Origin of the sequence: Flavobacterium rarum (SeqCode) (assembly GCF_965234445.1) — a bacterium.
GTDB classification, from domain to species: Bacteria; Bacteroidota; Bacteroidia; order Flavobacteriales; family Flavobacteriaceae; genus Flavobacterium; species Flavobacterium rarum.
The window spans coordinates 186,064-210,507 of sequence record NZ_OZ248504.1 but is presented as its reverse complement, the minus strand read 5'-3'; the positions used below and the strand labels follow the sequence as shown (position 1 = coordinate 210,507).

Sequence of the window (24,444 nt, the reverse complement as noted above, 5' to 3'; positions counted from 1 at the left end):
TGGGTGTTTTGTTGTTTGAATGGTTGATTTTTAAAGATATTCTGCTTTTTATATGGGGAAGCGATAATCAGAATAAAAAAGTGGGTTTAAACAAAAAAAAAGACCATCATTGCTGATAGTCTTTTTAATAATGCTCCCTCTCTTGGGCTCGAACCAAGGACCCTCTGATTAACAGTCAGATGCTCTAACCAACTGAGCTAAGAAGGAAAGTGTGATTCACTTTTAAAGCGGTGCAAAGATATGATTTTATTTGAATGTACCAAATGTTTTTTGAAAATTTAATAAAGTCTTTTGAAGCGTTGGTTTTACTGGGGTTAAGCCAAAAAAGCCTGACATTGCTGTCAGGCTTTTAATAATGCTCCCTCTCTTGGGCTCGAACCAAGGACCCTCTGATTAACAGTCAGATGCTCTAACCAACTGAGCTAAGAAGGAAAGTGTGATTCACTTTTGAAGCGGTGCAAATATATAAATTTATTTAAATGTGGCAAACAAAAAATGCAAAAAAAGCATTCTTTTTTACTTGCCCACTATGGCTTTGTAAATATCATTTCCATTGGCAAAAAGCAATAGACTGATAAGTAATACAAAACCAACCATTTGAGCATTCTCTAGGAATTTATCACTTGGTTTTTTACCGCTTACGATTTCAAATAATAAAAACATTACATGTCCACCATCAAGTGCTGGAATAGGCAATAAGTTCATAACTCCAAGCATAATCGATAATATCGCTGTAATGCTCCAGAAAAGTTCCCAGCTCCAAGAACTTGGAAAAATGTCAAATATCGCTTTAAAACCGCCTACTTGTTTGTATGCTTTGGTTTCTGGATTGAAAATCATTTTCAATTGTTTTCCGTATCCTACCAATTGATCTTTTCCTTTTTGAATACCAAAAGGAATCGATTCCATAAAACTGTATTTTTGATGTGTAATTTTGTAATAACCTAATTTTTCAAGTGTTTCAAGTCCTAAACCACCAAGTTGAACACCAAGTTTGCCTTCATTGTTCACTTTTACATTTACAGCTACTTGTTTTTGATCTCTCAAAACTATTGCAGAAATTGTTTTATTTTTGTTGTTTTCTAAAACTGATTTGGCTTGATCAAGATATTTTGTGGTTTGACCATTTAGAGACAAAAGAATATCTTTTGCTTTAAGGTTTATATTCAACGATTCATCTGGTATATTTCCGATAGCAAAAGGAATTCGAATAGTAGCTAATGGAGCTTTCTCGAATTTAGACAATTGATCCACAAAATCATTTGGCATTATAATGGTTTGTTCTATACCATTTCTGTCGATAACCACTTGTTTGGCCAAAATAACTTTAGAACTGATTTCCTTGTCAAAACGCACAATTTTTTCGCCATCAACAGCAACGATTTTGTCTCCTGATTTGAATCCAGCATTAATCATCGCTTGGTTTTCTATCAACAGACCGTCTTTCATATCGGCATTTGAAATATAGGAATCCCCATAAGCATAAGCCATGCCTATATAAATGATAAAAGCCAGTATAAAGTTAACAGTTACTCCACCCAACATAATAATCAAACGTTGCCAAGCTGGTTTGGACCTAAATTCCCAAGGCTGTGGTGGCAAAGCCATTTGTTCCTTGTCCATGCTTTCGTCAATCATTCCGGATATCTTTACATAACCACCAAGAGGCAACCAGCCAATACCGTATTCGGTTTCTCCAATTTTCTTTTTTAGAAGGGAATATTTAACGTCAAAAAACAAATAAAATTTCTCGACTCTGGTTTTGAATAATTTTGCAGGGATGAAATGTCCTAATTCGTGAAGTATAATAAGTAATGATAGGCTCAATAAAAATTGAGAAAGCTTGATAACTATTTCCATTTTTTAAATTTCGGTTCTTTAATGACGGACAAAAGTACTATTTTCTATTTTATTATTTACGCTATATTTTTGGGTATCGTTTTAAATGTTTGTTAATTAATGCGTTTTTCATTTTTATTTTCATGTTAGTACGATAACTTTACTAGATATAAATCTTGTTTTAATACAATTTGAATTAAAACACTAATATCCTTGTATTTATGTCTTCACAGTTATTTTCTCCTCTACAAATAAAAAGTATTACGTTCAAAAATAGAATTACAGTTTCGCCTATGTGCCAGTATTCCTCAGAAGATGGATTTGCCAATGATTGGCATTTGGTGCATCTTGGCAGTCGGGCAACAGGTGGTGCGGGTTTAATCATTCAAGAAGCGACAGCCGTTTCACCAGAGGGAAGAATTTCTCCAGGTGATTTGGGTATTTGGAGTGATGATCACATCAAAAAACTACAATCTATCACTAAGTTTATCAGTAGACAAGATTCGGTTCCAGGAATCCAATTGGCTCATGCTGGAAGAAAAGCCAGTGTTTCATCTCCTTGGTATGGCAATAAAAAACTGGCTCAAAATCAAGGTGGTTGGGAAACAGTTGCGCCAAGTGCTATTGGGTATCACGATAATGAACAAGGGCCAACTGCATTGGATAAAGCAGGAATTCAAAAAGTAATTTCTGATTTTAAATTGGCAACTAGAAGAGCGGAGCAAGCAGGATTTCAAGTGCTTGAAATTCATGCGGCGCACGGTTATTTATTGCATCAGTTTATGTCACCTTTGTCGAATACTAGGACGGATGAATATGGCGGTTCTTTTGAAAACCGTACTCGATTGCTTCTGGAAGTACTGCATGTCGTTCAATCAGAATGGTCGAAAGAGTTTCCTTTAATGGTCAGAATCTCTGCTACAGACTGGGCAGATGGCGGTTGGAACGCTGAAGAATCAGTACAACTTTCTAAAATTTTAAAAGAGAAAGGAGTTGATTTAATTGACGTTTCTTCAGGCGGATTGGTGTCGCATCAACAAATTCCGTTGGGACCTAATTACCAAGTTCATTTTGCCGAAAAAATCAAAAAAGAAACGGGAATTTTGACAGGAGCAGTTGGTTTGATTACCACTTCTCAGCAAGCCGAAGCTATTATAGCAAGTGGTAAAGCCGATCTGGTTTTCTTCGCTAGAGAGTCGCTTAGGAATCCAAATTTAGGTTTGACTTTTGCACAAGAATTAGGAGTTGATGTTCAATGGCCAAAACAATACGATAGAGCAAAAACAAGATAAGCTACTGTCTAAACGATTTTCCTGCGAGGTCTTTTTTTGACCTTGTAGGTATTCAACTTAAAGGTTATTCAATCAATCGTGTGCGTTTTAAAAATTAAAAATTTAATTTTTCTATACACCATTAAGATATTAAGGTTCATTAAGTCTAACAAAACTTAATTTTTCTTAATCACTTAATGGTAAAATTTTTCTTTTTTTTTACCCACAAGATTGAGTGTAGAACCAATTTAAAAATCAATCCTTCAAGGATTTGGAAATCTTGCAGGATTGTAAACTACTATAAAAAAATATGCAAAAAATTAAAACGGCACTATTGTCATACGGAATGTCTGGAAAAGTCTTTCACGCTCCTTTTTTGGAATTTCATACAGGTTTTGAACTGGTTGGTTCTTGGGAAAGAAGCAAACAGTTGATTCAATTGGATTATCCAGATGTAAAAAGTTATCCAACACTTGAAACTTTGCTTCAGGATGATATTGATTTGGTCATTGTAAATACGCCGGTAGGAACTCATTTTGAATATGCTAAGCAGGTTTTGCTTGCCGGGAAACACGCTGTAGTAGAAAAAGCCTTTACGACTACAGTCGCCGAAGCTCAGGAATTGGTGAATTTGGCCAAAGAAAAAGGATTGAAATTATCGGTTTTCCAGAATAGAAGATGGGACAGTGATTTTAAAACGGTTCAAAAAGTGGTGAAAGACAAAGTGTTGGGAGAATTGGTAGAAGCGGAATTCCATTTTGATCGCTACAATCCGCTATTGAGTCCGAAGGGGCATAAAGAAACGGTTAATTCGGGTGCAGGAATTTTAAAAGATTTAGGACCTCATATAGTTGATCAGGCGTTGTCGTTATTTGGATTTCCCCAAAGTGTTTTTGCCGATATAAGAATCACACGTGCGCTTTCTTTGGTAGATGATTGGATAGATATTGTGCTGTATTATCCAGCTTTTAGAGTGCGGTTGAAAGCAGGCTTTTTTGTTCGAGAAGCCAATCCTGCCTATGTTATTCACGGTAAAAAAGGGTCTTTCCTGAAACCACGAGGTGACGTACAAGAAGACGAATTGAAATTGGGTAAGAAACCCAATCTGAGTTCTTGGGGAACAGAAGCTCCCGGAAATGAAGGATTGTTGCATACGGAGATAGATGGCAAGATTATCAAAGAGAAGGTTCCAACTTTACAGGGTAATTATTATGATTTTTTTGATGGCGTCTATCAGTCGATTGTGAATGACACCAAAGAACCGGTTTCTGCTCTTGAAGGTTTGCAGGTGATGCAAATTATTGAAGCTTCTATTCAAAGTAATGCGAAAGGGGAAGTGGTTGTGTTTTAACCCTTTGGTGAATGGTGATTAGTTTTTAATTGCCTCCAGCTTTAGCTGGAGAAATAAAATTGGAATAGTTGTTAATGGCTTTAGCCAAAATAGGATGCTATTTTGGCTAAAGCCATTTTGATTTTCATTCAATTTTCCTCCAGATAAAGCTGGAGGCAATTCAATTTTCTAATTCTAAGCTCATTTTAATAATCAATATCTCGTTTTGCAGTTTGGGTGAGGGATTACTTCACTATACATTTATTTTCATAGGTGTTCAGTGAATTTCATTTGAAGCTAGCTACCAAAGTAGCGCGGATAGCCCGACAGCATAAGGGAAATGGGCCGACTAAGCGATATGCTGAGTTGGCCCATTTTTCTTATGGTGGCACCCCCAAATTATTCAAATAGGTTACTGTTTTTTCAACAATAACGTTGTAATTTATTGTATTAATGCTGTTTGAGTCTTTGGATTGTTTCTTTTCGTACTTTTGACACAAAGGATTTCCAAAAAAACAATTATTTTGATAGATTTAAATTTTATAGGAAGAACACGAACCAAGGCCAAATACAAGAAAACGTATAAAGATGTCAAAGCCTCGTATTTGTTACGAATTCGATTGGCAGTTTCTATGTTTTATTTTGGTATGGGTTTGAGTTTTGCCACTTGGGCGAGTAGAATTCCGGATATTAAAACGATGTTGCATTTGAGTGATGGGAGTCTGGGTAGTGTGTTGTTTGCTATTCCGCTTGGACAACTGGTAATTATGCCTTTTTCAGGAAAATTGGTTACTCGTTTTGGCAGTTACCGCGTTTTGATTTTCTCGTTGTTATTCTATCTATTTAGTTTGACCAATTTGGGTTTGGCCAAAGAAGTATGGCAATTATCTCTTGGATTATTTCTCTTTGGGATATTTGGAAACTTAGCCAATATTGCCGTAAACACTCAGGGCGTTTATACCGAGGTGCTTTTTAAAAAAACCATTATGTCTTCCTTTCATGGAATGTGGAGTTTAGCAGGATTTACTGGAGCTGTGATTGGTTTGGGGATGCTTGCATTGCATTTAACTCCTTACGAACATTTTTTAGTAGTTGCTGGAGTTGTACTTTTGTTAATAGCTTTTAACTATAAATTTTTAATAAAAGCCAAAGAAACTTTGAAACCCGAAAAGAAAAAATTGTTTTCAAAACCGGATAGTGCTTTGCTTTGGTTGGGAGTGATTGGTTTTTGTTGTATGGCAAGTGAGGGAGTGATGTTTGACTGGAGTGGTGTTTATTTTAAAGATGTGATTCAAGTACCTGGACCATTGGTTATCTTGGGCTACACCTCGTTTATGATTACGATGGCGAGTGGGCGGTTTTTTGGAGACCATCTGATTCATCGATTTGGTAAACAGTTAATTCTTAAAATTGGTGGGATTCTAATTTCGGTTGGGCTTTTTACATCCGTTCTTTTTCCTTATTTAATTCCTTCTACCATTGCTTTTATGCTGGTTGGATTTGGTGTTTCTACCATCGTTCCTACGCTTTATAGTGTTGCGGGAAAAAATCCAACGGTTCCTGCAGGAGAAGCTTTGACTATTGTTTCGAGTGTGAGTTTCTTAGGTTTTTTGATGGGGCCTCCTATAATTGGTTATATTGCTGAGATTTCAAGTCTGCGATATTCTTTTGCTTTCATTGGGATTTTTGGTTTTTTCATCGCTTTTATGGTAAGCCGAATTAAAGCCATTGAATGAAAATAAGAAAATAAATACTTTTTAGATACAACTTGGCAGTTTTTTACTTAAGTTTATAACATGAATAGCAGGCGAGTATTATTTCTATTCGATTAAAATTCAAAATACCACTTTTTTTCCAAAACTTTTTTTTCTTTTTTAAACGAATCTAATTCTTGGATACGCGATTTATTGTGTCCAAATAATTTTTCAAAATAAGTATGGGTAAATCTTTGTTAGGAATGCTTTTTTTATTGAAAATCACTTTTGTATTTGCCCAAAAACCTACAGGAATTAAAGGGAAAATCATTGATGTTAAAACTCAAAAGCCAATAGAAAATGTTGTGGTTACGATTGAAAACACACAGTTGATGCAACTCACAACAGCTGATGGTATTTTTAGTTTTTATGCAGTAGTCCCTGGAAATCAATTATTGCTTTTGCACAGTCAAGGGTTTAAGGACGCATTACTGCCCGTTTTGATCGCCAAAGATGAAATGCTAGATTTGGGCAATGTTCCATTAGAAGACAATCAAACTTCCGAGCAACAAACAGGAATAATTACACTTCTTGAAAGCGATTTGAGCGATGATAATAGTGGATCTGAAAGTACTTCGGGACTTTTACAATCTTCCAGAGATGCTTTTCAGCAAGCAGCAGCTTTCAATTGGGGGCAGGCTCGTTTTAGAATCCGAGGCCTGGACAGTCAATATGCGACAACCATGATTAATGGGGTTACGATGAACAAACTGTTTGACGGTAGGCCACAATGGGGTGATTGGGGAGGCTTGAACAATGTGGTTCGGAATCAGGAATTTACTGTGGGTTCTTTTCCTTCAGATTATGCTTTTGGCGGAATTTTGGGTACTCAGGAAATTAATACCCGCGCTTCGATTTACAAACCAGGGACGATTCTTTCTTTTACGGGGACAAATACCAATTATTCTTGGCGAATGGTAGGAACTTATGCATCAGGAATGAATAGCAAAGGGTGGGCATTTGTGGTTTCGGCAGGAACTCGCTGGGCTGATGAAGGGTATTTTGAAGGCACTAATTACAATGCTTTAGCCGGTTTTATAAGTGTTGAAAAGAAGGTTAACGACCATCATTCTTTGAATTTTTCTGGATTCTACACGCCCAATTCCCGGGCTAAAAATTCACCAAATACTGCAGAAGTTACCGAATTAACAAGCAAGAAATACAACTCTTATTGGGGTTGGCAAGACGGCAAAAAGCGAAATGCCAGAATAAAAACCATCGAAGAACCCATCTTGATGCTGAATCATTTTTATACAATCAATGAATTCACAACTCTGAATTCAAGTTTGACCTATCAATTTGGGAAAATCACCAACAGTAATATTGATTACCAAAATGGTAATAGTCCCGATCCCACTTATTATAGAAAAATGCCTAGTTATTACAGTTCCTTGTATGCGCCAGATAATGGTGAGTTTTCGGGAGCGTTTACTCCCGATTATGAGAATGCAGAAAAAAGCAAAGAACAGTTTCTAGCCAATAATCAAATCGATTGGAAGGCGATGTATTTTGCAAATCAATCTCCGGTTTTGGATGGCAACGGTCAAATAACCGGTTATGTTCCCGCCAAAAGTAAATATGTTTTGTATGAAGACCGAACGGACGATCAAACGATAACGGCCAATTCTACTTTCAATACACAAATAAGTGATAATCTTTTCTTGACGGCTGGAGGTTTTTTTTGTAATTTAAAATCCCATAATTACCAACAACTGACAGATTTGTTAGGAGGTTTGTATTTTGATGATGTCGATGTTTTTTATAATGGAAGTCAAGCGCAATCCGATTTGAATCATCCCGATAGACAAGTTGTGGAGGGAGATGAATATGGTTATAATTTTAATTATGATGCGAATACGATAAACCTTTTTACCAACTTTAAATTCACTTATGATAAAGTTGATTTTTATTTGGCGCAAAATTTTATAAGCACCAATTATCAAAGGGAAGGTTTGTACCAAAACGGAATTTACGCTACCAATTCTATTGGCAAAAGCGAGAAAGTGCAATTTGAGAATTTTGGTTTTAAGGGCGGAATTCTTTTCAAAATTTCGGGTAGGCAACAGTTGAATTTTAATGGAGCCTATCTTTCAAATGCGCCAACAATCCGAAATACATTTCCGAATTCAAGATTGAACAATTCGGTTGTAGATGGATTAGAAAGTGAGAATATAAGCAGTTTGGATGTGAGTTATTTTTATCGAACACCAAAATGGCAAACGCGTTTGACTCTCTTTTATGCCAAAATAAAGAACATCACCCAAACCTCTTTCTTTTATGCCGAGGGAATTTTTGATGACGGAGCAGGATATGCCAATACAGATGCTTTTGTAAGTCAGACCTTGAAACATTTGGATAAGAAAAATTTAGGAGCCGAATTCAATTTTCAATACCAATTGAATCCAACATTAATGACTAATTTCTCGGCTGGATATGGTCAATATACAATTGACAGTAATCCAAATGTTACGATTACCAATGATGCTCAGGCAACTTCTGAAAATCCAAATCCCGTATTTGATTTTGGAACAGCATCATTAAAAAATTACCATCAGGCGGGAATGCCTCAGCAGGCTTTTGCTTTAGGAATCGAATACAGAGACCCTAAATATTGGTGGATTGGTGCCAATATTAATTATCTAGCCGAAAGTTTTATAGATATTTCTCCTATTTCCAGAACAGCAACTTTCTATAAAAATCCAGCCAGCGGTTTTAATTTTCCAGAAGCCTCCGAAGAAAGAGCGAAAGAATTATTGAAACAAGAAGCATTTGAGCCAACAACTTTGTTAAACATTTCAGGAGGTAAATCCTGGAGAATAAAAGGTAAGAATATTGGACTTTTTGCAACCATAAATAATGTTTTGGATTTGACTTATAAAACTGGAGGGTATGAGCAAGCTCGAAATGCCAATTTCAGACAACTCAATCAAGATGTTTCCAGCGGAACGCCCAATTTTGGAAACAAATATTTTTATGGTTACGGGAGAACGTATTTTGTTAATCTTTACATCAATTTATAAATTTTAAAATAAAAGAATATGAACTTAAAATTCTATACTGTTTTTTTAGGAATTGCATTTACTTTTGGCAGTTGTGCTAAAGAAGAATTTGATGTACCAAAACTGACTTGCAATCAACCCGATTTGAAAGTAAATCGCACCGTTGAAGAAGTCCGAGCCGTTACAGGTTCCATCGTAACACAATATACTTACGATGATATTATTGAAGCTTATGTGGTTTCGAGTGATGAGGCTGGAAATTTTTTTAAGACGATTTCGTTTCAAACTTTGGCCACAGCCACAACCCCAGCAATAGGCTTTAGTGTTCCTGTAGATGCTTCGAATACCTATATTGATTTTCGATTAGGTAATAAAGTCTATATTAAGATGAAAGATCAATATAGTGATATTTACTTTGGAGGAATGCGCATTGGAAGTATTTATGTCAACACGTATAATGAAGGAGGAGTTGGCCGAATTTCTCCAAATGATTATAAAAAAGTACTTAATGCTTCCTGCACAATGGTGAGTGAGGAGCTTTTGGTGCGCACTATTTCTATAACTGATTTGTTGCAGGATTCGAACATTAATACACTGGTAGAATTGTCTGATGTGCAATTTACTTCTGATGCAATTGGGCGTCATTATTATGAAGAATCCAATGATGTTGGAGGAGCGACCAACTGGAATTTGACCGATAGATTGGGGAATCAAGTGTTATTTAGAACCAGTAGCTTTGCTGATTTTGCCGATAAAATTGTTCCAGACGGAAGCGGAAAAGTACGAGGTGTTTTGACCAAATTCGGATCTGATTTTCAATTGTTACCGCGTTCCGAAAAAGATGTTGTGTTTTCAGGTACAGCAACAGTGCCGTTCTTTGCAGAGAATTTCCAAAGTGTGGAAACCAATACTAAACTCAATTTACCGGGTTGGTCAAATATGGTTCAGAAAGGAACAAAATTTTGGTTGGGCACTGTATATGCAGGAAATGGATATGCCGAGTTTAATACCACAGGAACCAAAGTGGCATCGAATATCGCATGGCTGATTTCTCCAAAAATTGATATGGATATTTACATCAAAGAAGTACTTACTTTTAGATCTGCCCAACATCATTTGGATGTCGATTCACCCTTAAATTCAATTGAAGTATATGTTTCTAATAATTTCGACGGTTTAAATATTGATAAGGCTACTTGGATTTCGCTAAAAGTTATATTGCCTAAACAAGCTACGCCTTGGTATCAGTTTGTGGGTTCGGGAGGAGTTGATTTGTCATCGTATACTGGAAAAATAAACATTGCTTTCAAGTACACCGGCTCGGGTAAAAATCTTGCCTTGGATGGTGCTTTTCAAGTAGATGATGTTCAGATTTATGGGGATAAATAATGTATACACTTTAAAATTTTAAACCATTAAGACATTAAGGCTCATTAAGTTTTTAATCCTTAATGAAGCTTAATTTCTTAATGGTTCAGTTTTTTAATCCGTTCGGATTATGAAAAAATTATTTCTTATTTTCAATAATACTAATCGCATAACCACCTCCAGCTGCACTTAGTTGAGAAAGTTTAGAAGTATTGGTTACCTGTATTTTTCGAACGGTGTATGCTTGTGGATTCGTTTTGTAATTGGCGTCTTTTCCATCAGCATAAATCGTGGCGGTGTATTTTTTTCCTTTTTCCAAGAAAGCAAAATTGATGCTTGAAGTTCGAGGTTCGTATCCATTTACATTCCCAATAAACCAGTTGTTGGTTCCTTTTGCTTTTCTGGCAACAGTTACATATTGACCTGGCTCCGCTTCCAGATAATTGCTTTCGCTCCAATCTACCGCTACGTCTTTAATGAACTGGAATGCATCAGGAAATTTATTGTAGTGTTCAGGAAAATCAGCAGCCATTTGCAACGGGCTGTAAAGGGTTACATACAGCGCCAATTGATTGGCAATCGTACTGTTTACATGCGATTTATTGTTGGTACTAAATTTACTTAAATCCATTTCAAAAATACCTGGGGTATAATCCATCGGTCCACCAATTAATCGGGTAAAAGGCAATAATGTTACATGGTTTGGTTTTGAACCGCCAAATGCTTGGTATTCTGTTCCTCGAGCCGCTTCGTTACCAATTAAATTCGGGTAGGTTCTGCAAATTCCTGTTGGTCGAACTGCTTCATGGGCATTAACCATTATTTTATAATCAGCAGCTTTTTCAATTGCATATTGATAATGATTGATCATAAATTGGTTATAATGATTATCGCCATTAGAGATGATGCTACCAACATAACCGCTTTTTACAGCGTCGTACCCATTGTCTTTCATAAATTGGTATGCTTGATCCATATGACGTTCATAGTTACGAACAGCTCCAGAGGTTTCGTGGTGCATAATCATTTTCACGCCTTTGGATTTTGCATATTCATGCAAACCTTTCACATCAAAATCGGGGTAAGGCGTTACAAAGTCAAAAACATAATCTTTGGAATGACCAAACCAATCTTCCCAACCTTCGTTCCAGCCTTCGACTAATACACCTCCAAATCCGTTTGCAGCAGCAAAATCAATGTATTTTTTTACATTCGCATTATTAGCACCATGGGTTCCGTTTGGTTTTGATTTAGAATAATCAGTAACGCCAAGTTGTACCGATGGAAATTCATCGGTGTATGACCAGGAACTTTTTCCGCTAATCATTTCCCACCAAACACCAACATATTTTATGGGTTTAATCCAAGAGGTATCTTCGATTTTGCAAGGGTCATTTAAGTTTAAAGTCATTTTGGAAGCCAGAATTTCTCGAGCATCATCACTTACAATAATGGTGCGCCAAGGAGAATGCGTTGGTGCTTGAATGTTTCCTTTATCTCCTTTTTCGTCAGGAGTTAACCAAGATTCAAAAACCAGATTTTTATCATCCAGATTTAAGTGCATGCATGAATAATTTATCAATGCAGCTTCGTGTAAATTGATGTACAATCCGTCTGCAGTTTTCAGCATTAGAGAAGTTTGAACACCAGTTGGTGAAAAGGATGTTTGCGATAAATTATCGGTTTTTGCTTTTTCGGTTAATACTCTTATTTCAGATAATTTAGATGTAGTGTAATCATATTCTTGGGTATCATAATCTCCCGGAATCCAAAAAGCAGTATGATCTCCCGTCATGGCAAATTGTGTTCTTTCCTCTTTTATAACAAAATAAACCAAGTTTTTCTGGGTTGGAAATTCATATCGAAAACCTAATCCATCATTAAACAATCGGAAACGGACGATGATTTGTCTCTCTGTATCTTTCTGGTTTAACGTAATTGCCAACTCATTAAATTGATTTCTAATACTCTCGACTTCTCCCCAAACTGGCTTCCAAGTCTCATCAAAAGTGGCAGTTTTGCTGTCAATTATAGTAAAATCATTCAACAATGATTTTTTATCATTTTTAAGTTCAAGTCCTAATTTACTTGGTTTTATAACAGCTTTGTCTTTATAGTTTAAACTATAACTTGGAGTGCCGTCATTTTGTAATGTAAAGTTCATCGTGAATTTTCCATTAGGAGATTTCAACTGTTGTGAATTCGCGCAATGCAAAACCAAAAAGTAGAACAGCGCTGTATAAAGTAAATGTTTCATTTTTTAAAAATAAATTAGTGGTTGATTTTTGAATAGCTTTTAACGAAAACCAATTATTAATTGAGAAAAGAGATATATCGTTTTCGTGAAAGTAAAAGTAGATGCTTTGTAGTTCAAAAAAATAAGTTGATTTAAAAAAGTAGATTTTAAATTCGAAAATACATTATAAACCGTTCGTAATGAATAATTTACATCTATTTAAATTTAAAAAAAAGTGGTAATGAAGTAGGTCAAAAATTTAAAGAATCATGATTTTAATTGAAATAAAGTTCTAAAATGAGAAGTCTTTATTTGCTGTTTGTTCCAATTTGCATTACTTTTTCTTCAAACTCGTCTCTTGGTCCAGCCGATTTATTTTTGAGTTGCGAACGGTAATTGTAGATAGTTGAAATTGAATAGCGAAGAAAAACAGCAATTTTGGCGCTATCTTTTATTCCCAAACGAATGAGCGCAAAAATCCTCAATTCGGTATTGAGTTGCTCGTCATCTTTTAATTGAATGGATTCTTCCGGAATTAATAAGGAATTAAAATCAATAATGAAATTAGGAAAGAGTTGCAAAAAGGTTTTGTCGAAGTTGTTATAAAACTCTTTTAGTTCATTCTCAATATATTCTTTTGATTTTACGGTGCTTACCAAATCATTAATTTTTCCTGTAGTTGCCAATACATTTAATTTTCGTTGGTATTCATCCAGTTTTCCTAAATAATCGGAACATTGATCCATGTAGCGACCAATATATATTTCTTTCAAAAAATTAGCTTCTGTCAAGGTGTTGTTCGAAAGATTTAATTTTTCATTAAAAGTATTTAGTTCAACATTCAATTCTGAAAGTTTATCATTAGCAAAACTCAAGTCCTTTTTGGCGCTGGATAATTTTTTCATTTGTTGGAATAACAAAAGCAAAAGTGCTAGAAGAATTAGAACCAATAAACCAGCACTGATTAAAAACACAACCAATTGAAATCTATTGGTTTCATTTTGCTTTTGATACGATTCACTGATGATGGGCAGCATCTTTGAAATCGCGTAAGTTCTCAAGCGAGCATTACAAAGAACTGCATCATCGAGTGAACGTTTGATATAAGTATAGGCTCTGTCGATATCACCCTTTTCATATAGCAGGAACGCTAGTGAACGCAACGAAATGTATTCTTTTTTGGCTAACTGTAAATCAGATAATGCCGAAATACTGAGCCATTTTTCCTCCTGATTCTTATCTTTTTTTTGTTTATATGCTTGCGAAATGATATAGGCTATAATTGCCCGATTGGGATCGTTTTGATGAATCTTTGGAAAATAAGGAAGCAGTAAATCAAGCGTTTTTTTATGTTTTTTATGATCCAAATACCAATCGGCCTTTGCTATAATGTATGGTGTAGAATTTGTTGGATAAAAATTGACGCACGAATCACGGTATTGTTTGGAAAGCAAAAGATATTTTTCTTTTTCGTGTTGCGAAGAAGCATTATCGGCCATTTGTCCATAAATGACTCTTGTCACACCATAAAAAGAACCTTTTAAATTGGGAGTCGATCCAATTTTTATAGCATTCAATGCATCAATTCCTTCTTTGTACATGCCTAAAGTGCCCATTATGGCTACGAGATTCAATTTGGAGTGATTAAATTTTTCAGGTTCGTTTAAATCTTCTGCTATCTGTAAATTTCTTTTAGCATAAACCAAAGCCGAATCCGATTGGTACGACTTGTAATCATCATATAATTTTCTCGTAATCTCATACTTTTGAATCGGTGTGTCTTTATACTTTTCTATTTTTTTTAGTTGGGTAATTTCGTGTTCTTTCTTTTGAGTATAAAAAGAATTGTTTTCAATAGTTTTGTCAATTTCAAGCAATAGTTCATCTGAATTATTTTGGGCAAATAAAGGGAAAGATAAAATTGAAATTGTAACCAAAAGTAGGAAGCGATTCATTCAAGTAGGATTTGTTTTTGTAAAAATAATCAAAAAATTAAAAGCAAAAACCGCCTTGAATCATAAAAGATACAAGACGGTTTTATATTTTAAAGAATAAAAAATTTATTCTATTTCTGAAACTCTTAAGGTATTTACCATTCCTTTATCAGTAATTGGCATTGCGGCAAGGTTAATTAAGAAATCACCTTTTTTTACAAATCCCTTTTGTTTAACGATATTATTCACATCAGTTACAGTGTCGTCAGTACTCACTGATTTTTCATAATAAAAAGATTTTACTCCCCATAATAAATTTAGTTGAGTTAAAATTCTTTTATTGGAAGTGAAAACTAGAATATGTGCAGAAGGTCTCCAAGCCGAAATTTGGAAAGCAGTATATCCACTATTGGTTAAAGTACAGATTGCTTTCGCCTTAATGACATTCGCCATAATAGCTGCATGTTGACAAATAGTTTTTGTAATAAAACGATTGGTTCTTACTTGTGGAGAATTTTGAGGCACTTGGATAAGTGGAGAGTCTTCAACTGCTTCAATGATTTGAGTCATTTTTTGAATAACTTGTACTGGATAATTACCAGTAGCAGTTTCTCCAGAAAGCATTACAGCATCAGCACCATCCATTACAGAATTTGCAACATCATTTACTTCGGCACGTGTTGGTGTTAAACTTGTAATCATTGTTTCCATCATTTGAGTGGCAACAATAACAGGGATTCTAGCAGTTTTGGCTCTTCGGATTAATTCTTTTTGAACTAATGGCACTTCATGTGCAGGAAGCTCAACACCTAAGTCACCACGAGCAACCATCAATGCATCACAATAAGCAACAATTCTATCAATGTTTTCTAATGCTTCAGGCATTTCGATTTTAGCAATAATTGGGATTTTATAATCAGAATGTTTTGCTATTAATTCTTGCAAATCTTGTAAGTCTCTTGGTGTTTTTACAAATGAAAGTGCAATCCAATCTAGTTTTTGTTCAATTGCAAAAATGGCATCAGCAACATCTTTCTCTGTCATTGCAGGTAAAGAAATCTTTGTGTTAGGTAAGTTCACCCCTTTCTTAGATTTCAATTCGCCACCTTGTATAACTTTGGCAACTACTTCTGTTTTTTTGTCTGTTTCTACGATTTCGAAAATTAGTTTTCCGTCATCTAGTAATATTCTCTCACCAGGATTTACGTCATTTGGAAAGTTTTTATATTTCATGAATACTTTCTTTGAAGTACCTAAAATATTTTCTGCAGTGGTAAAAGTGATTAAGTCACCATCATTAACTACTACACCATCTTCCATAACTCCAACACGAAGTTTTGGTCCTTGTAAATCACCAAGTATTCCAGTAGTATATCCAAATTCTTCATTTATTCCACGTATAATGCCTATTTTGTTTTTAACATCTTCGTAATCGGCATGTGAAAAATTTACTCTAAATACATTTACACCTGCTTCAATCATGTCTTTAATGATCTCTCGTGTACTACATGCAGGCCCAAGTGTGGCTACAATTTTGGTTTTTTTGTTTGTAAGCATTTGTATTAAAAAATTAAATTGTTTTTAGATTTTATTTTATTTGTATCAATAATATATATTGTTGCAATATTATAAATGGTATTCAAAGCATTCTGTATTCTCAATATATTTAAATCGTTCTCACTATTATCTACTTTCAAAAAGTAATCTACTTTTTTAAATTCAGGAAGCATATATACCTTTGTGGCTACTTCTAAATTTACATTCGAAAATAAACTTTGATTACTTTCATTTTGTATTATAATAACTTCATTTTTATTCTGAATTAAATCCCAAGAAATGTCATTCTTTGTTTCATAATAATGAAATCTAGAAAAATGTGCTTCTCCTTCTTTAACTGTAATTTGAATTTCCTTATCAGATTTATTCAAATTTACATTAAGTTTTTGATTGATATAATAAGCCAATCTATAGTCTTCTAATGAAGTATGTATAGCAATTAGACAGTAATCTATTTCGTCAAATTCGCCAATATCTAATTTGTGAACTGCCATTTCATTAAAAAATAAGATGTAAATATAGCATTTCTATTCAAGCAAAGAGTCGCCAAATAGCTATGATTTTGATATTTTATTAACGAAAACGATGTAGTTTTAATAACGGAATAGTTATTTTCTGTCAATTTTTTCTTGAAATGCAAAGTAGGCTCTTTGAGAAGCCTTTTCTTCTGCTTTCTTTTTTGAAGTAGCTCTTGCTTTTGCTATTACTTTTTCGTCAATACTAAGTTTCACTCCAAATAGTCGCTGTCCGTCAATAGCATTGTCTTCAAAAATGTCATAATTAAAAAGTTTTTTTTCTTTTTGACACCATTCGATTACTAAACTTTTATAGCTAATAACTTTTCCTTCTAGTCTTGCAATATCCACATAAGGAATGATTACTCTTTTTTGTATGAATTTTTCACAGTATTCGTATCCTCGGTCAAGGTATATAGCCCCAACTAATGATTCAAAGATATTGCCATGAATATTTTCCCCAAAATGATGGACAGGGACTTTGCTTTCGATAAATCGGATAAGATTTAAATCTTTTCCTAACTCATTCAAATGTTCTCTACTTACAATTTTGGATCGCATTTTTGTTAAATATCCTTCATCTCCTAGTGGAGCTTCATTAAATAAATAAGCAGCAATTACTGAGCTCAACATTGCGTCTCCTAAGAATTCAAGTCTCTCATAATTAACAGGATTCCCTTTTATATCCAGCTTGTTGGAAGAGCGATGGGTGAAGGCTTTTTTATAAAATTCTAAATTTATTGGGCTGAAACCAAGTATTGGCTGTATGGTATCAAAAAAAATCCCGTCTTCTAGAGAACGGGATTTCGAGAATATTTTTCTAATTATACGCATTAAGCTTTAAAATCTAATTTTTTAACCAATACACAAGCATTATGACCACCAAAACCAAATGTGTTACTCATAACTACATTCATTTCTCTTTTTTGAGCCACATTAAAAGTGAAATTCAATTTAGAATCAATGTTTTCATCATCTGTAAAATGATTAATAGTAGGAGGTACAATTCCGTGTTGTAATGAAAGGATAGAAGAAATTGTTTCTATTGCACCTGCTGCGCCAAGTAAATGCCCTGTCATTGATTTTGTAGAATTCAGATTCATAGTGTAAGCATGATCACCAAATACATGTTCAATTGCTTTAGATTCTGCTAAATCACCAAGAGGTGTTGATGTACCGTGCATGTTTACACCATCAACATCTGTTGGTTTTAAACCTGCATCTCTTAGACAGTTTAACATTACGTTTTTGGCACCCAATCCTTCTGGGTGTGGTGCAGTAATATGATAAGCATCTGCAGACATACCGCCTCCACCAATTTCACAATATATTTTTGCCCCACGAGCTACAGCATGTTCGTATTCTTCTAGTATTAAAGCACCAGCACCTTCGCCTAATACAAAACCATCACGGTCTTTATCCATAGGTCTGGAAGCTGTTTTAGGATCATCATTTCTAGTTGATAAAGCGTGCATTGCATTAAATCCACCCATACCTGCAATTGTTACAGCTGCTTCAGAACCACCAGTAACCATTATATCGGCATGCCCTAAACGAATATAATTGAATGCGTCTATAATAGCATTTGTAGAAGAGGCACAAGCAGATACTGTTGCAAAATTGGGTCCTCTAAAACCGTATTTTATAGAAATATGCCCGCAAGCAATATCTGAAATCATTTTAGGAATAAAGAAAGGGTTGAATTTTGGAGTACCATCACCAGCAGCAAAATTAAGAACTTCTATTTGAAAAGTTTCTAAACCACCGATTCCAGATCCCCAAATTACTCCTGCGCGATCTTTGTCTATGGTATCCAAATTAAAATTAGCGTCTTTCATAGCTTCGTCTGAAGAAACCATCGCATATTGCGCATAGCGATCCATTTTACGGGCTTCTTTTCTGTCGATAAATTCTTCAACATTAAAGTTTTTTAATTCACAAGCAAAATGTGTTCTAAACTTTGCAGCATCAAAATAGGTTATTGGTGCCGCACCGCTAATACCGTTAATAAGACCATTCCAATATTCTTGAATATTATTTCCAATGGGAGTAAGAGCACCTAATCCTGTTACAACAACTCTTCTTAAAACCATAACGTTTTTGTTTTGTTATCTTTAAACAAATAAAGCCCATGCTTTCTATACTTTAAAAGTATTATAAAAGATTCATGGGTATTATAATATAAATATAGTTTGATTGAAATTCAACCGAAAATTTAATTTAAAAAAATAATAACACCCGAATACAAAAGTATATTCGGGTGCTTATTTATTATTTTTTAGCTTCCTCGATGTATGAGATAGCTTGACCTACAGTAGCAATGTTTTCTGCTTGATCGTCTGGAATTTGAATATCAAATTCTTTTTCGAATTCCATAATAAGCTCTACAGTGTCTAATGAGTCAGCTCCTAAATCATTAGTGAAGCTTGCTTCTGTTACAACTTCGTTTTCGTCAACACCTAATTTGTCTACGATAATCGCTTTTACTCTTGATGCAATGTCTGACATAATCTTTTAATTTTAGAATTTAATTTGTTGGCAAAAATAAAACAACTTTATTTTAAAACAACTATTTAGTTAATAAATGTGAGCACTAATTTATAAAATTAATTTCAACAAAGATTTCTTATTCCTATTTATTTTCATTTTTTATGCCTTTTTTTGCATAAATTTAAATAATCGAATTATGAAAAAAATACTGATATTTGCTTCTGGATCGGGGACTAACGCTGAAAATATTATAAAATATTTTGACAATAGAACTACAGGAACTGTAGTAGCAGTTTTTACAAATAATTCAAATGCAACTGTACTTGAAAAGGCTAAAAAATTATCGGTTCCGACCGTTATTTTTTCAAAAGAAGAATTATTTAAAGGAAATGTATTACAAAAAGTCGCAAATTTTCATCCTGATTTAATTGTTTTAGCTGGTTTTTTGTTAAAATTTCCTGAAAATTTGATAGAAAATTATCCAAATCAAATCATAAATATACATCCGGCACTGTTACCAAAATTTGGAGGGAAGGGAATGTATGGAATGCATATTCATAATGCCGTAATCGAGAATAGAGAAATAGAGACCGGAATTACTATTCATTATGTAAATGAAAATTATGATGAAGGAAATATTATTTATCAACAGAGCGTCTCTCTTTCTGAAACAGACACGCCCGAATCGGTTGCTGCTAAAATCCATACTTTGGAACAGCGCTATTTTCCAGAGGTAATTGAAAAACTTATAACTTATAACTTATAATTTCAGACTTTGAAATACGACGTACATATATATACAGATGGGGCTGCAAAAGGCAATCCTGGAAACGGCGGTTATGGTGTTGTTATGGAATGGGTTGGAAAACCTTATAAAAAGGAATTCTACGAAGGTTTTCGATATACAACCAATAATAGAATGGAGCTTTTGGGTGTTATAGTTGGTTTGGAAAAGCTCAAAAATGAGAATACTTCGGTTTTAGTAATTTCAGATTCTAAATACGTTGTAGACTCTGTACAAAAAAAATGGGTTTTTGGCTGGGAAAAAAAAGGCTTTGTAGGTAAAAAAAATCCAGATCTTTGGAAACGTTTTTTAATTATATACAAAAAACACCAAGTAGATTTTAAATGGATAAAAGGGCATAATAATCATCCACAAAATGAAAGATGTGATGAATTGGCTGTGATGGCCGCAACACAAAAACAACTTTCGATTGATGCATTTTACGAAAAAGAAGAAGGGAAATTTTTGTGAAAACTTTGAGAGAATCAATCTTTGCTATTTTGCAACTTTAGAAGTATCTTTGCACCCTAATTCGAAACTCATCAAATGAATAAATTATTGATTGTTGGAACAGTAGCTTTCGACGCAATTGAAACTCCTTTCGGGAAAACAGACAAAATTCTAGGTGGAGCTGCCACTTATATTGGAATTTCAGCTTCTTTTTTTAATGTAAAATCGGCTATAGTATCTGTAGTTGGTGATGATTTTCCACAAGTATATTTGGATTTGTTGACCGATAGAAATATTGATATTTCTGGAATTGAAGTTGTTAAAGGAGGTAAAACTTTTTTCTGGAGTGGGCTGTACCACAATGATTTGAATTCAAGAGACACTTTGGTTACCGAACTTAATGTTTTGGCCGATTTTCAACCAAAAGTACCTCAAGATTATAAAAATGCCGAAATTGTGATGTTAGGAAATCTGCATCCTTTGGTACAAAGCAGTGTTTTGGATCAAATGGAAACAAAACCCAAATTGGTTGTTTTGGATACAATGAATTTCTGGATGGATTGTGCTTTACCAGAATTATTGGAAATCATCAAAAGAGTGGATGTAATTACAATTAACGATGAAGAAGCGCGTCAACTTTCTGGAGAATATTCATTAGTAAAAGCAGCTGCGAAAATCCATGAGATGGGACCAAAATATGTGGTAATCAAAAAAGGAGAACATGGCGCTTTGTTGTTTCATGGAGAAGAAATTTTCTTTGCTCCAGCATTACCATTAGAAGAAGTGTTTGACCCAACAGGAGCTGGAGATACTTTTGCAGGAGGTTTTGCAGGGTTTATTACTCAAAGCGAAAATGTTTCTTTTGACAACATGAAAAAAGCGGTAATATACGGTTCAAATTTGGCCTCGTTTAGTGTTGAGAAATTCGGAACCGAAAGAATGATTGATTTAGATAAAAAGGAAGTGGTCTCAAGGTTGAAACAGTTCAAATCTTTGACCCAGTTTGAAATAGAATTGTAAAGTTCTGAAGCCTCGGAAACGAGGCTTTTTTGATTACTACAGTCAATTAGTATAAAAAAGAGTACGAATTTACGCGATGTGAATTCTTAAAAATATTTTGTTACCATTTAAATACCAATAACTACAAACACAAACACAATGAGCGACGCTTTAAAACACGAATGTGGTATAGCTTTAATAAGACTTCTTAAACCTTTAGAATTCTATAAAGAAAAATACGGGACCGCATTCTATGGCATACAAAAAATGTATTTGCTTATGGAAAAACAGCACAACCGTGGTCAAGACGGTGCAGGTTTTGCAAGCATAAAAATGGATGTGGAGCCAGGTGAAAGATACATAAGCCGCGTTCGATCCAATCATGCGCAACCGATTCAAGATGTTTTTAAACAAATAAACGATAGAATAAACGAAGAAATGGTGGCTCATCCTGAATATGCAGATGATGTTCCACAACTGAAAGCCAATATTCCATACATTGGAGAATTGTTTTTAGGCCACGTTCGATATGGTACTTTCGGAAAAAATAGTATCGAAAGTGTGCACCCTTTTCTACGTCAAAGCAATTGGATGCATCGAAATCTAATTTTAGCTGGAAATTTTAATATGACCAATGTCAAAGAACTTTTCCAAAACTTGGTAGAATTAGGACAACATCCAAAGGAAATGGCAGATACCGTTACTGTAATGGAAAAAATCGGTCATTTTTTGGATAAAGAAGTGATGCAATTGTATCAAGATTGTAAATTGGAAGGACTATCAAAAAGAGAAGCTTCACCAGTAATTGCAGAACGATTGGATGTTGCTAAAATATTAGAACGATCTTCCAAAAATTTGGATGGAGGATATGCAATGGCTGGCCTTTTGGGTCATGGAGATGCTTTTGTATTTAGAGATCCTGCCGGAATACGACCTGCATATTATTATCAAGATGATGAAATTGTTGTAGTGGCTTCTGAACGTCCCGTAATTCAAACTGTTTTTAATGTTCCTTTTGACAAGGTTAAAGAGATTGATCCAGGAAGTGCTCTTATAATTAAAAAAAACGGAGACGTTTCTATGAAAGAAATTCTAACTCCTACTGTAAAAAAAGCTTGTTCTTTTGAGCGTATCTATTTTTCTAGAGGAAGTGATGCAGAAATCTATCAAGAAAGAAAAAAATTAGGAAAACTTATCTTGCCTGCTGTTTTGGAGTCTATAGACAACGACACAGATAATACGGTATTCTCCTATATTCCAAACACTGCCGAAACTTCTTTTTATGGATTAGTAGAAGCAGCTCAAGATTTCTTGAATCAAAGAAAGAAAAATTATATTCTTCAAAACAGAGATCTATTAAATGAAGAAACACTTGAAAAATTACTTTCAGTAAAAATTAGAACAGAAAAAGTAGCTATAAAAGATGCAAAACTAAGAACTTTTATTACAGAAGACAGTAGTAGAGATGACTTAGTAGCTCACGTTTATGATGTTACTTATGGAGTCATAAAACCAACTGATAATTTGGTTATAATTGATGACAGTATAGTAAGAGGGACAACCCTAAAAATGAGCATCATCAAAATGATGGATCGTTTGAATCCAAAAAGAATTGTAATTGTTTCTTCTGCACCACAAATACGTTTCCCGGATTGTTATGGAATTGATATGGCAAAACTGGAAGGATTAGTAGCTTTCAAAGCAGCATTAGAGTTGTTGAAAGAGAGAAATCTATATCATGTTGTAGACGAGGTTTATGCAAAATGTAAAGAGCAGGAAAATTATCATGATAATGATGTTGTAAATTATGTAACAGCAATATACGAACCATTTACTCCACAAGAAGTTTCTAATAAAATTGCTGAGTTATTAAGTTCACCAGACATTAATGCTGAGGTAAAAATTATTTTTCAAACTGTAGAAGATTTACATGTTGCTTGTCCTAAAAATCTTGGAGACTGGTATTTTACTGGTGATTATCCTACTCCTGGAGGAAACAGGGTTGTAAACAGAGCTTTTATGAATTTTTATGAAGGGAAAGATGCCAGAGCATATTAACGATATTCACCAGATAAACGGGTTTGTAGGTATTTCATCGAGTTTATTTTAAAAAAATTATTTCTCAAGTTATATTTGTACCACCATGATTTTAGTAGGTTAAGTTTATGGTAGATTTGGGGCAAAAAGGGTGAAAGTAACATTTCACCTTTTTTATTGGAATAAAGTCAAGGTGTTTTTTTTGTTTATAATATTTTTATTTGAAAGTTTTATTGATAAATACGCTGGTAATCAGAAATATAGCTTTTTAACGAGTTTAATGAACATTCATCGAATAATTTTTTTTAATCTATATAGCCACAGTATATTTGACCACCATGATTTTAGTAGGTTAAGTTTATGGTAGATTTGGGGCAAAAAGGGTGAAAGTAACATTTCACCTTTTTTATTGGAATAAAGTCAATGCATTTTTTTGTTTATAATATTTTTATCTGAAAGTTTTATTGATAAATACGCTGTTAATCAGAAATATAGTTTTTTAACGAGTTTAATGAACATTCATCGAATAATTTTTTTTAATCTATAAAGCCACAGTATATTTGACCACCATGATTTTAGTAGGTTAAGTTTATGGTAGATTTGGGGCAAAAAGGGTGAAAGTAACATTTCACCTTTTTTATTGGAATAAAGTCAAAGCATTTTTTTGTTTATAATATTTTTATCTGAAAGTTTTATTGATAAATACGCTGATAATCAGAAATATAGTTTTTTAACGAGTTTAATGAACATTCATCGAATATTTTTTTTCAATCTATAAAGCCACAGTATATTTGACCACCATGATTTTAGTAGGTTAAGTTTATGGTAGATTTGGGGCAAAAAGGGTGAAAGTAACATTTCACCTTTTTTATTGGAATAAA

At 34.2% G+C, this 24,444-nt stretch carries 17 protein-coding genes and 2 tRNA genes; 9 read left to right on the top strand and 10 right to left on the bottom strand.

Translation table 11 applies throughout. The features are described from left to right. Positions 1-133: 133 nt before the first annotated feature. From AC8GF4_RS15925 to rseP, 3 genes are all read right to left on the bottom strand, one after another. Positions 134-207, bottom strand: a tRNA-Asn gene (locus tag AC8GF4_RS15925). 151 nt (positions 208-358) lie between these two features. Then, positions 359-432 (bottom strand) — tRNA-Asn (locus AC8GF4_RS15920). An 84-nt stretch (positions 433-516) separates the two neighbouring features. Continuing rightward, entirely contained in the window at positions 517-1,860 is a 1,344-nt protein-coding gene (gene rseP, locus AC8GF4_RS15915; protein ID WP_506596011.1) for an RIP metalloprotease RseP, read from the bottom strand. A gap of 200 nt (positions 1,861-2,060) precedes the next feature. On the opposite strand from rseP, the gene AC8GF4_RS15910 reads away from it, so the two are divergent. The 5 genes from AC8GF4_RS15910 to AC8GF4_RS15890 all read left to right on the top strand — a co-directional run bounded on the left by AC8GF4_RS15910 (position 2,061) and on the right by AC8GF4_RS15890 (position 10,582). Next, positions 2,061-3,131: an NADH:flavin oxidoreductase/NADH oxidase gene (locus tag AC8GF4_RS15910; RefSeq protein ID WP_506596009.1), complete on the top strand. Its 1,071-nt coding sequence runs from the start codon at positions 2,061-2,063 to the stop codon at positions 3,129-3,131. Positions 3,132-3,420: 289 nt separating this feature from the next. Beyond that, positions 3,421-4,461, top strand: a complete 1,041-nt coding sequence (locus tag AC8GF4_RS15905) for a Gfo/Idh/MocA family oxidoreductase (RefSeq protein ID WP_506596007.1) — start codon at positions 3,421-3,423, stop codon at positions 4,459-4,461. A 503-nt stretch (positions 4,462-4,964) separates the two neighbouring features. After that, entirely contained in the window at positions 4,965-6,176 is a 1,212-nt protein-coding gene (locus AC8GF4_RS15900; RefSeq protein ID WP_506596005.1) for an MFS transporter, read from the top strand. Positions 6,177-6,376: 200 nt separating this feature from the next. Beyond that, positions 6,377-9,214 carry a carboxypeptidase-like regulatory domain-containing protein gene (locus AC8GF4_RS15895; protein ID WP_506596003.1) on the top strand — a complete coding sequence of 946 codons (2,838 nt, stop codon included), beginning with the start codon at positions 6,377-6,379 and terminating at the stop codon, positions 9,212-9,214. Positions 9,215-9,232: 18 nt separating this feature from the next. Then, entirely contained in the window at positions 9,233-10,582 is a 1,350-nt protein-coding gene (locus AC8GF4_RS15890) for a DUF5689 domain-containing protein (protein ID WP_506596001.1), read from the top strand. 118 nt (positions 10,583-10,700) lie between these two features. Here AC8GF4_RS15890 and AC8GF4_RS15885 read toward each other — a convergent pair whose 3' ends face one another. From AC8GF4_RS15885 to AC8GF4_RS15855, 7 genes are all read right to left on the bottom strand, one after another. Next, the gene (locus tag AC8GF4_RS15885; RefSeq protein WP_506595999.1) at positions 10,701-12,818 is read right to left on the bottom strand and encodes a glycoside hydrolase family 97 protein; all 2,118 of its coding nucleotides are present in this window, start codon (positions 12,816-12,818) and stop codon (positions 10,701-10,703) included. Between the two features lie 287 nt (positions 12,819-13,105). Beyond that, positions 13,106-14,752: a SusR family glycan utilization regulator gene (susR, locus tag AC8GF4_RS15880; RefSeq protein WP_506595997.1), complete on the bottom strand. Its 1,647-nt coding sequence runs from the start codon at positions 14,750-14,752 to the stop codon at positions 13,106-13,108. A 105-nt stretch (positions 14,753-14,857) separates the two neighbouring features. Beyond that, complete coding sequence (gene pyk / locus AC8GF4_RS15875) at positions 14,858-16,288, bottom strand: pyruvate kinase (protein ID WP_506595995.1); 1,431 nt, start codon at positions 16,286-16,288, stop codon at positions 14,858-14,860. Between the two features lie 5 nt (positions 16,289-16,293). After that, a complete protein-coding gene (locus AC8GF4_RS15870) occupies positions 16,294-16,782 on the bottom strand; it encodes an IPExxxVDY family protein (RefSeq protein WP_506595993.1) in 489 nt (162 codons plus the stop codon). A 114-nt stretch (positions 16,783-16,896) separates the two neighbouring features. Continuing rightward, positions 16,897-17,637: a ribonuclease III gene (gene rnc, locus AC8GF4_RS15865; protein WP_506595991.1), complete on the bottom strand. Its 741-nt coding sequence runs from the start codon at positions 17,635-17,637 to the stop codon at positions 16,897-16,899. Next, on the bottom strand, positions 17,637-18,896 hold the full coding sequence (gene fabF / locus AC8GF4_RS15860; protein WP_506595989.1) for a beta-ketoacyl-ACP synthase II: 1,260 nt from the start codon (positions 18,894-18,896) through the stop codon (positions 17,637-17,639). Before fabF ends, rnc begins: the two co-directional genes overlap by 1 nt. A gap of 178 nt (positions 18,897-19,074) precedes the next feature. Continuing rightward, positions 19,075-19,311 carry an acyl carrier protein gene (locus AC8GF4_RS15855; RefSeq protein WP_007137004.1) on the bottom strand — a complete coding sequence of 79 codons (237 nt, stop codon included), beginning with the start codon at positions 19,309-19,311 and terminating at the stop codon, positions 19,075-19,077. 178 nt (positions 19,312-19,489) lie between these two features. Between AC8GF4_RS15855 and purN the strand changes: the two genes are divergently transcribed. From purN to AC8GF4_RS15835, 4 genes are all read left to right on the top strand, one after another. Next, entirely contained in the window at positions 19,490-20,059 is a 570-nt protein-coding gene (gene purN / locus AC8GF4_RS15850; protein WP_506595987.1) for a phosphoribosylglycinamide formyltransferase, read from the top strand. Positions 20,060-20,068: 9 nt separating this feature from the next. After that, the gene (gene rnhA, locus AC8GF4_RS15845; RefSeq protein ID WP_506595985.1) at positions 20,069-20,548 is read left to right on the top strand and encodes a ribonuclease HI; all 480 of its coding nucleotides are present in this window, start codon (positions 20,069-20,071) and stop codon (positions 20,546-20,548) included. Positions 20,549-20,623: 75 nt separating this feature from the next. Further along, entirely contained in the window at positions 20,624-21,547 is a 924-nt protein-coding gene (locus AC8GF4_RS15840; RefSeq protein ID WP_506595983.1) for a PfkB family carbohydrate kinase, read from the top strand. A 138-nt stretch (positions 21,548-21,685) separates the two neighbouring features. After that, the gene (locus tag AC8GF4_RS15835; protein ID WP_506595981.1) at positions 21,686-23,584 is read left to right on the top strand and encodes an amidophosphoribosyltransferase; all 1,899 of its coding nucleotides are present in this window, start codon (positions 21,686-21,688) and stop codon (positions 23,582-23,584) included. Positions 23,585-24,444 lie beyond the last annotated feature (860 nt).

Coding starts and splice junctions, on each gene's coding strand:
- rnc (WP_506595991.1), bottom strand. CDS start 17,637: ATGCGTATAATTAGAAAAATATTCTCGAAATCCCGTTCTCTAGAAGAC.
- AC8GF4_RS15910 (WP_506596009.1), top strand. CDS start 2,061: ATGTCTTCACAGTTATTTTCTCCTCTACAAATAAAAAGTATTACGTTC.
- AC8GF4_RS15890 (WP_506596001.1), top strand. CDS start 9,233: ATGAACTTAAAATTCTATACTGTTTTTTTAGGAATTGCATTTACTTTT.
- AC8GF4_RS15840 (WP_506595983.1), top strand. CDS start 20,624: ATGAATAAATTATTGATTGTTGGAACAGTAGCTTTCGACGCAATTGAA.
- AC8GF4_RS15855 (WP_007137004.1), bottom strand. CDS start 19,311: ATGTCAGACATTGCATCAAGAGTAAAAGCGATTATCGTAGACAAATTA.
- AC8GF4_RS15905 (WP_506596007.1), top strand. CDS start 3,421: ATGCAAAAAATTAAAACGGCACTATTGTCATACGGAATGTCTGGAAAA.
- purN (WP_506595987.1), top strand. CDS start 19,490: ATGAAAAAAATACTGATATTTGCTTCTGGATCGGGGACTAACGCTGAA.
- fabF (WP_506595989.1), bottom strand. CDS start 18,896: ATGGTTTTAAGAAGAGTTGTTGTAACAGGATTAGGTGCTCTTACTCCC.
- AC8GF4_RS15895 (WP_506596003.1), top strand. CDS start 6,377: ATGGGTAAATCTTTGTTAGGAATGCTTTTTTTATTGAAAATCACTTTT.
- pyk (WP_506595995.1), bottom strand. CDS start 16,288: ATGCTTACAAACAAAAAAACCAAAATTGTAGCCACACTTGGGCCTGCA.
- AC8GF4_RS15870 (WP_506595993.1), bottom strand. CDS start 16,782: ATGGCAGTTCACAAATTAGATATTGGCGAATTTGACGAAATAGATTAC.
- AC8GF4_RS15885 (WP_506595999.1), bottom strand. CDS start 12,818: ATGAAACATTTACTTTATACAGCGCTGTTCTACTTTTTGGTTTTGCAT.
- susR (WP_506595997.1), bottom strand. CDS start 14,752: ATGAATCGCTTCCTACTTTTGGTTACAATTTCAATTTTATCTTTCCCT.
- AC8GF4_RS15835 (WP_506595981.1), top strand. CDS start 21,686: ATGAGCGACGCTTTAAAACACGAATGTGGTATAGCTTTAATAAGACTT.
- rseP (WP_506596011.1), bottom strand. CDS start 1,860: ATGGAAATAGTTATCAAGCTTTCTCAATTTTTATTGAGCCTATCATTA.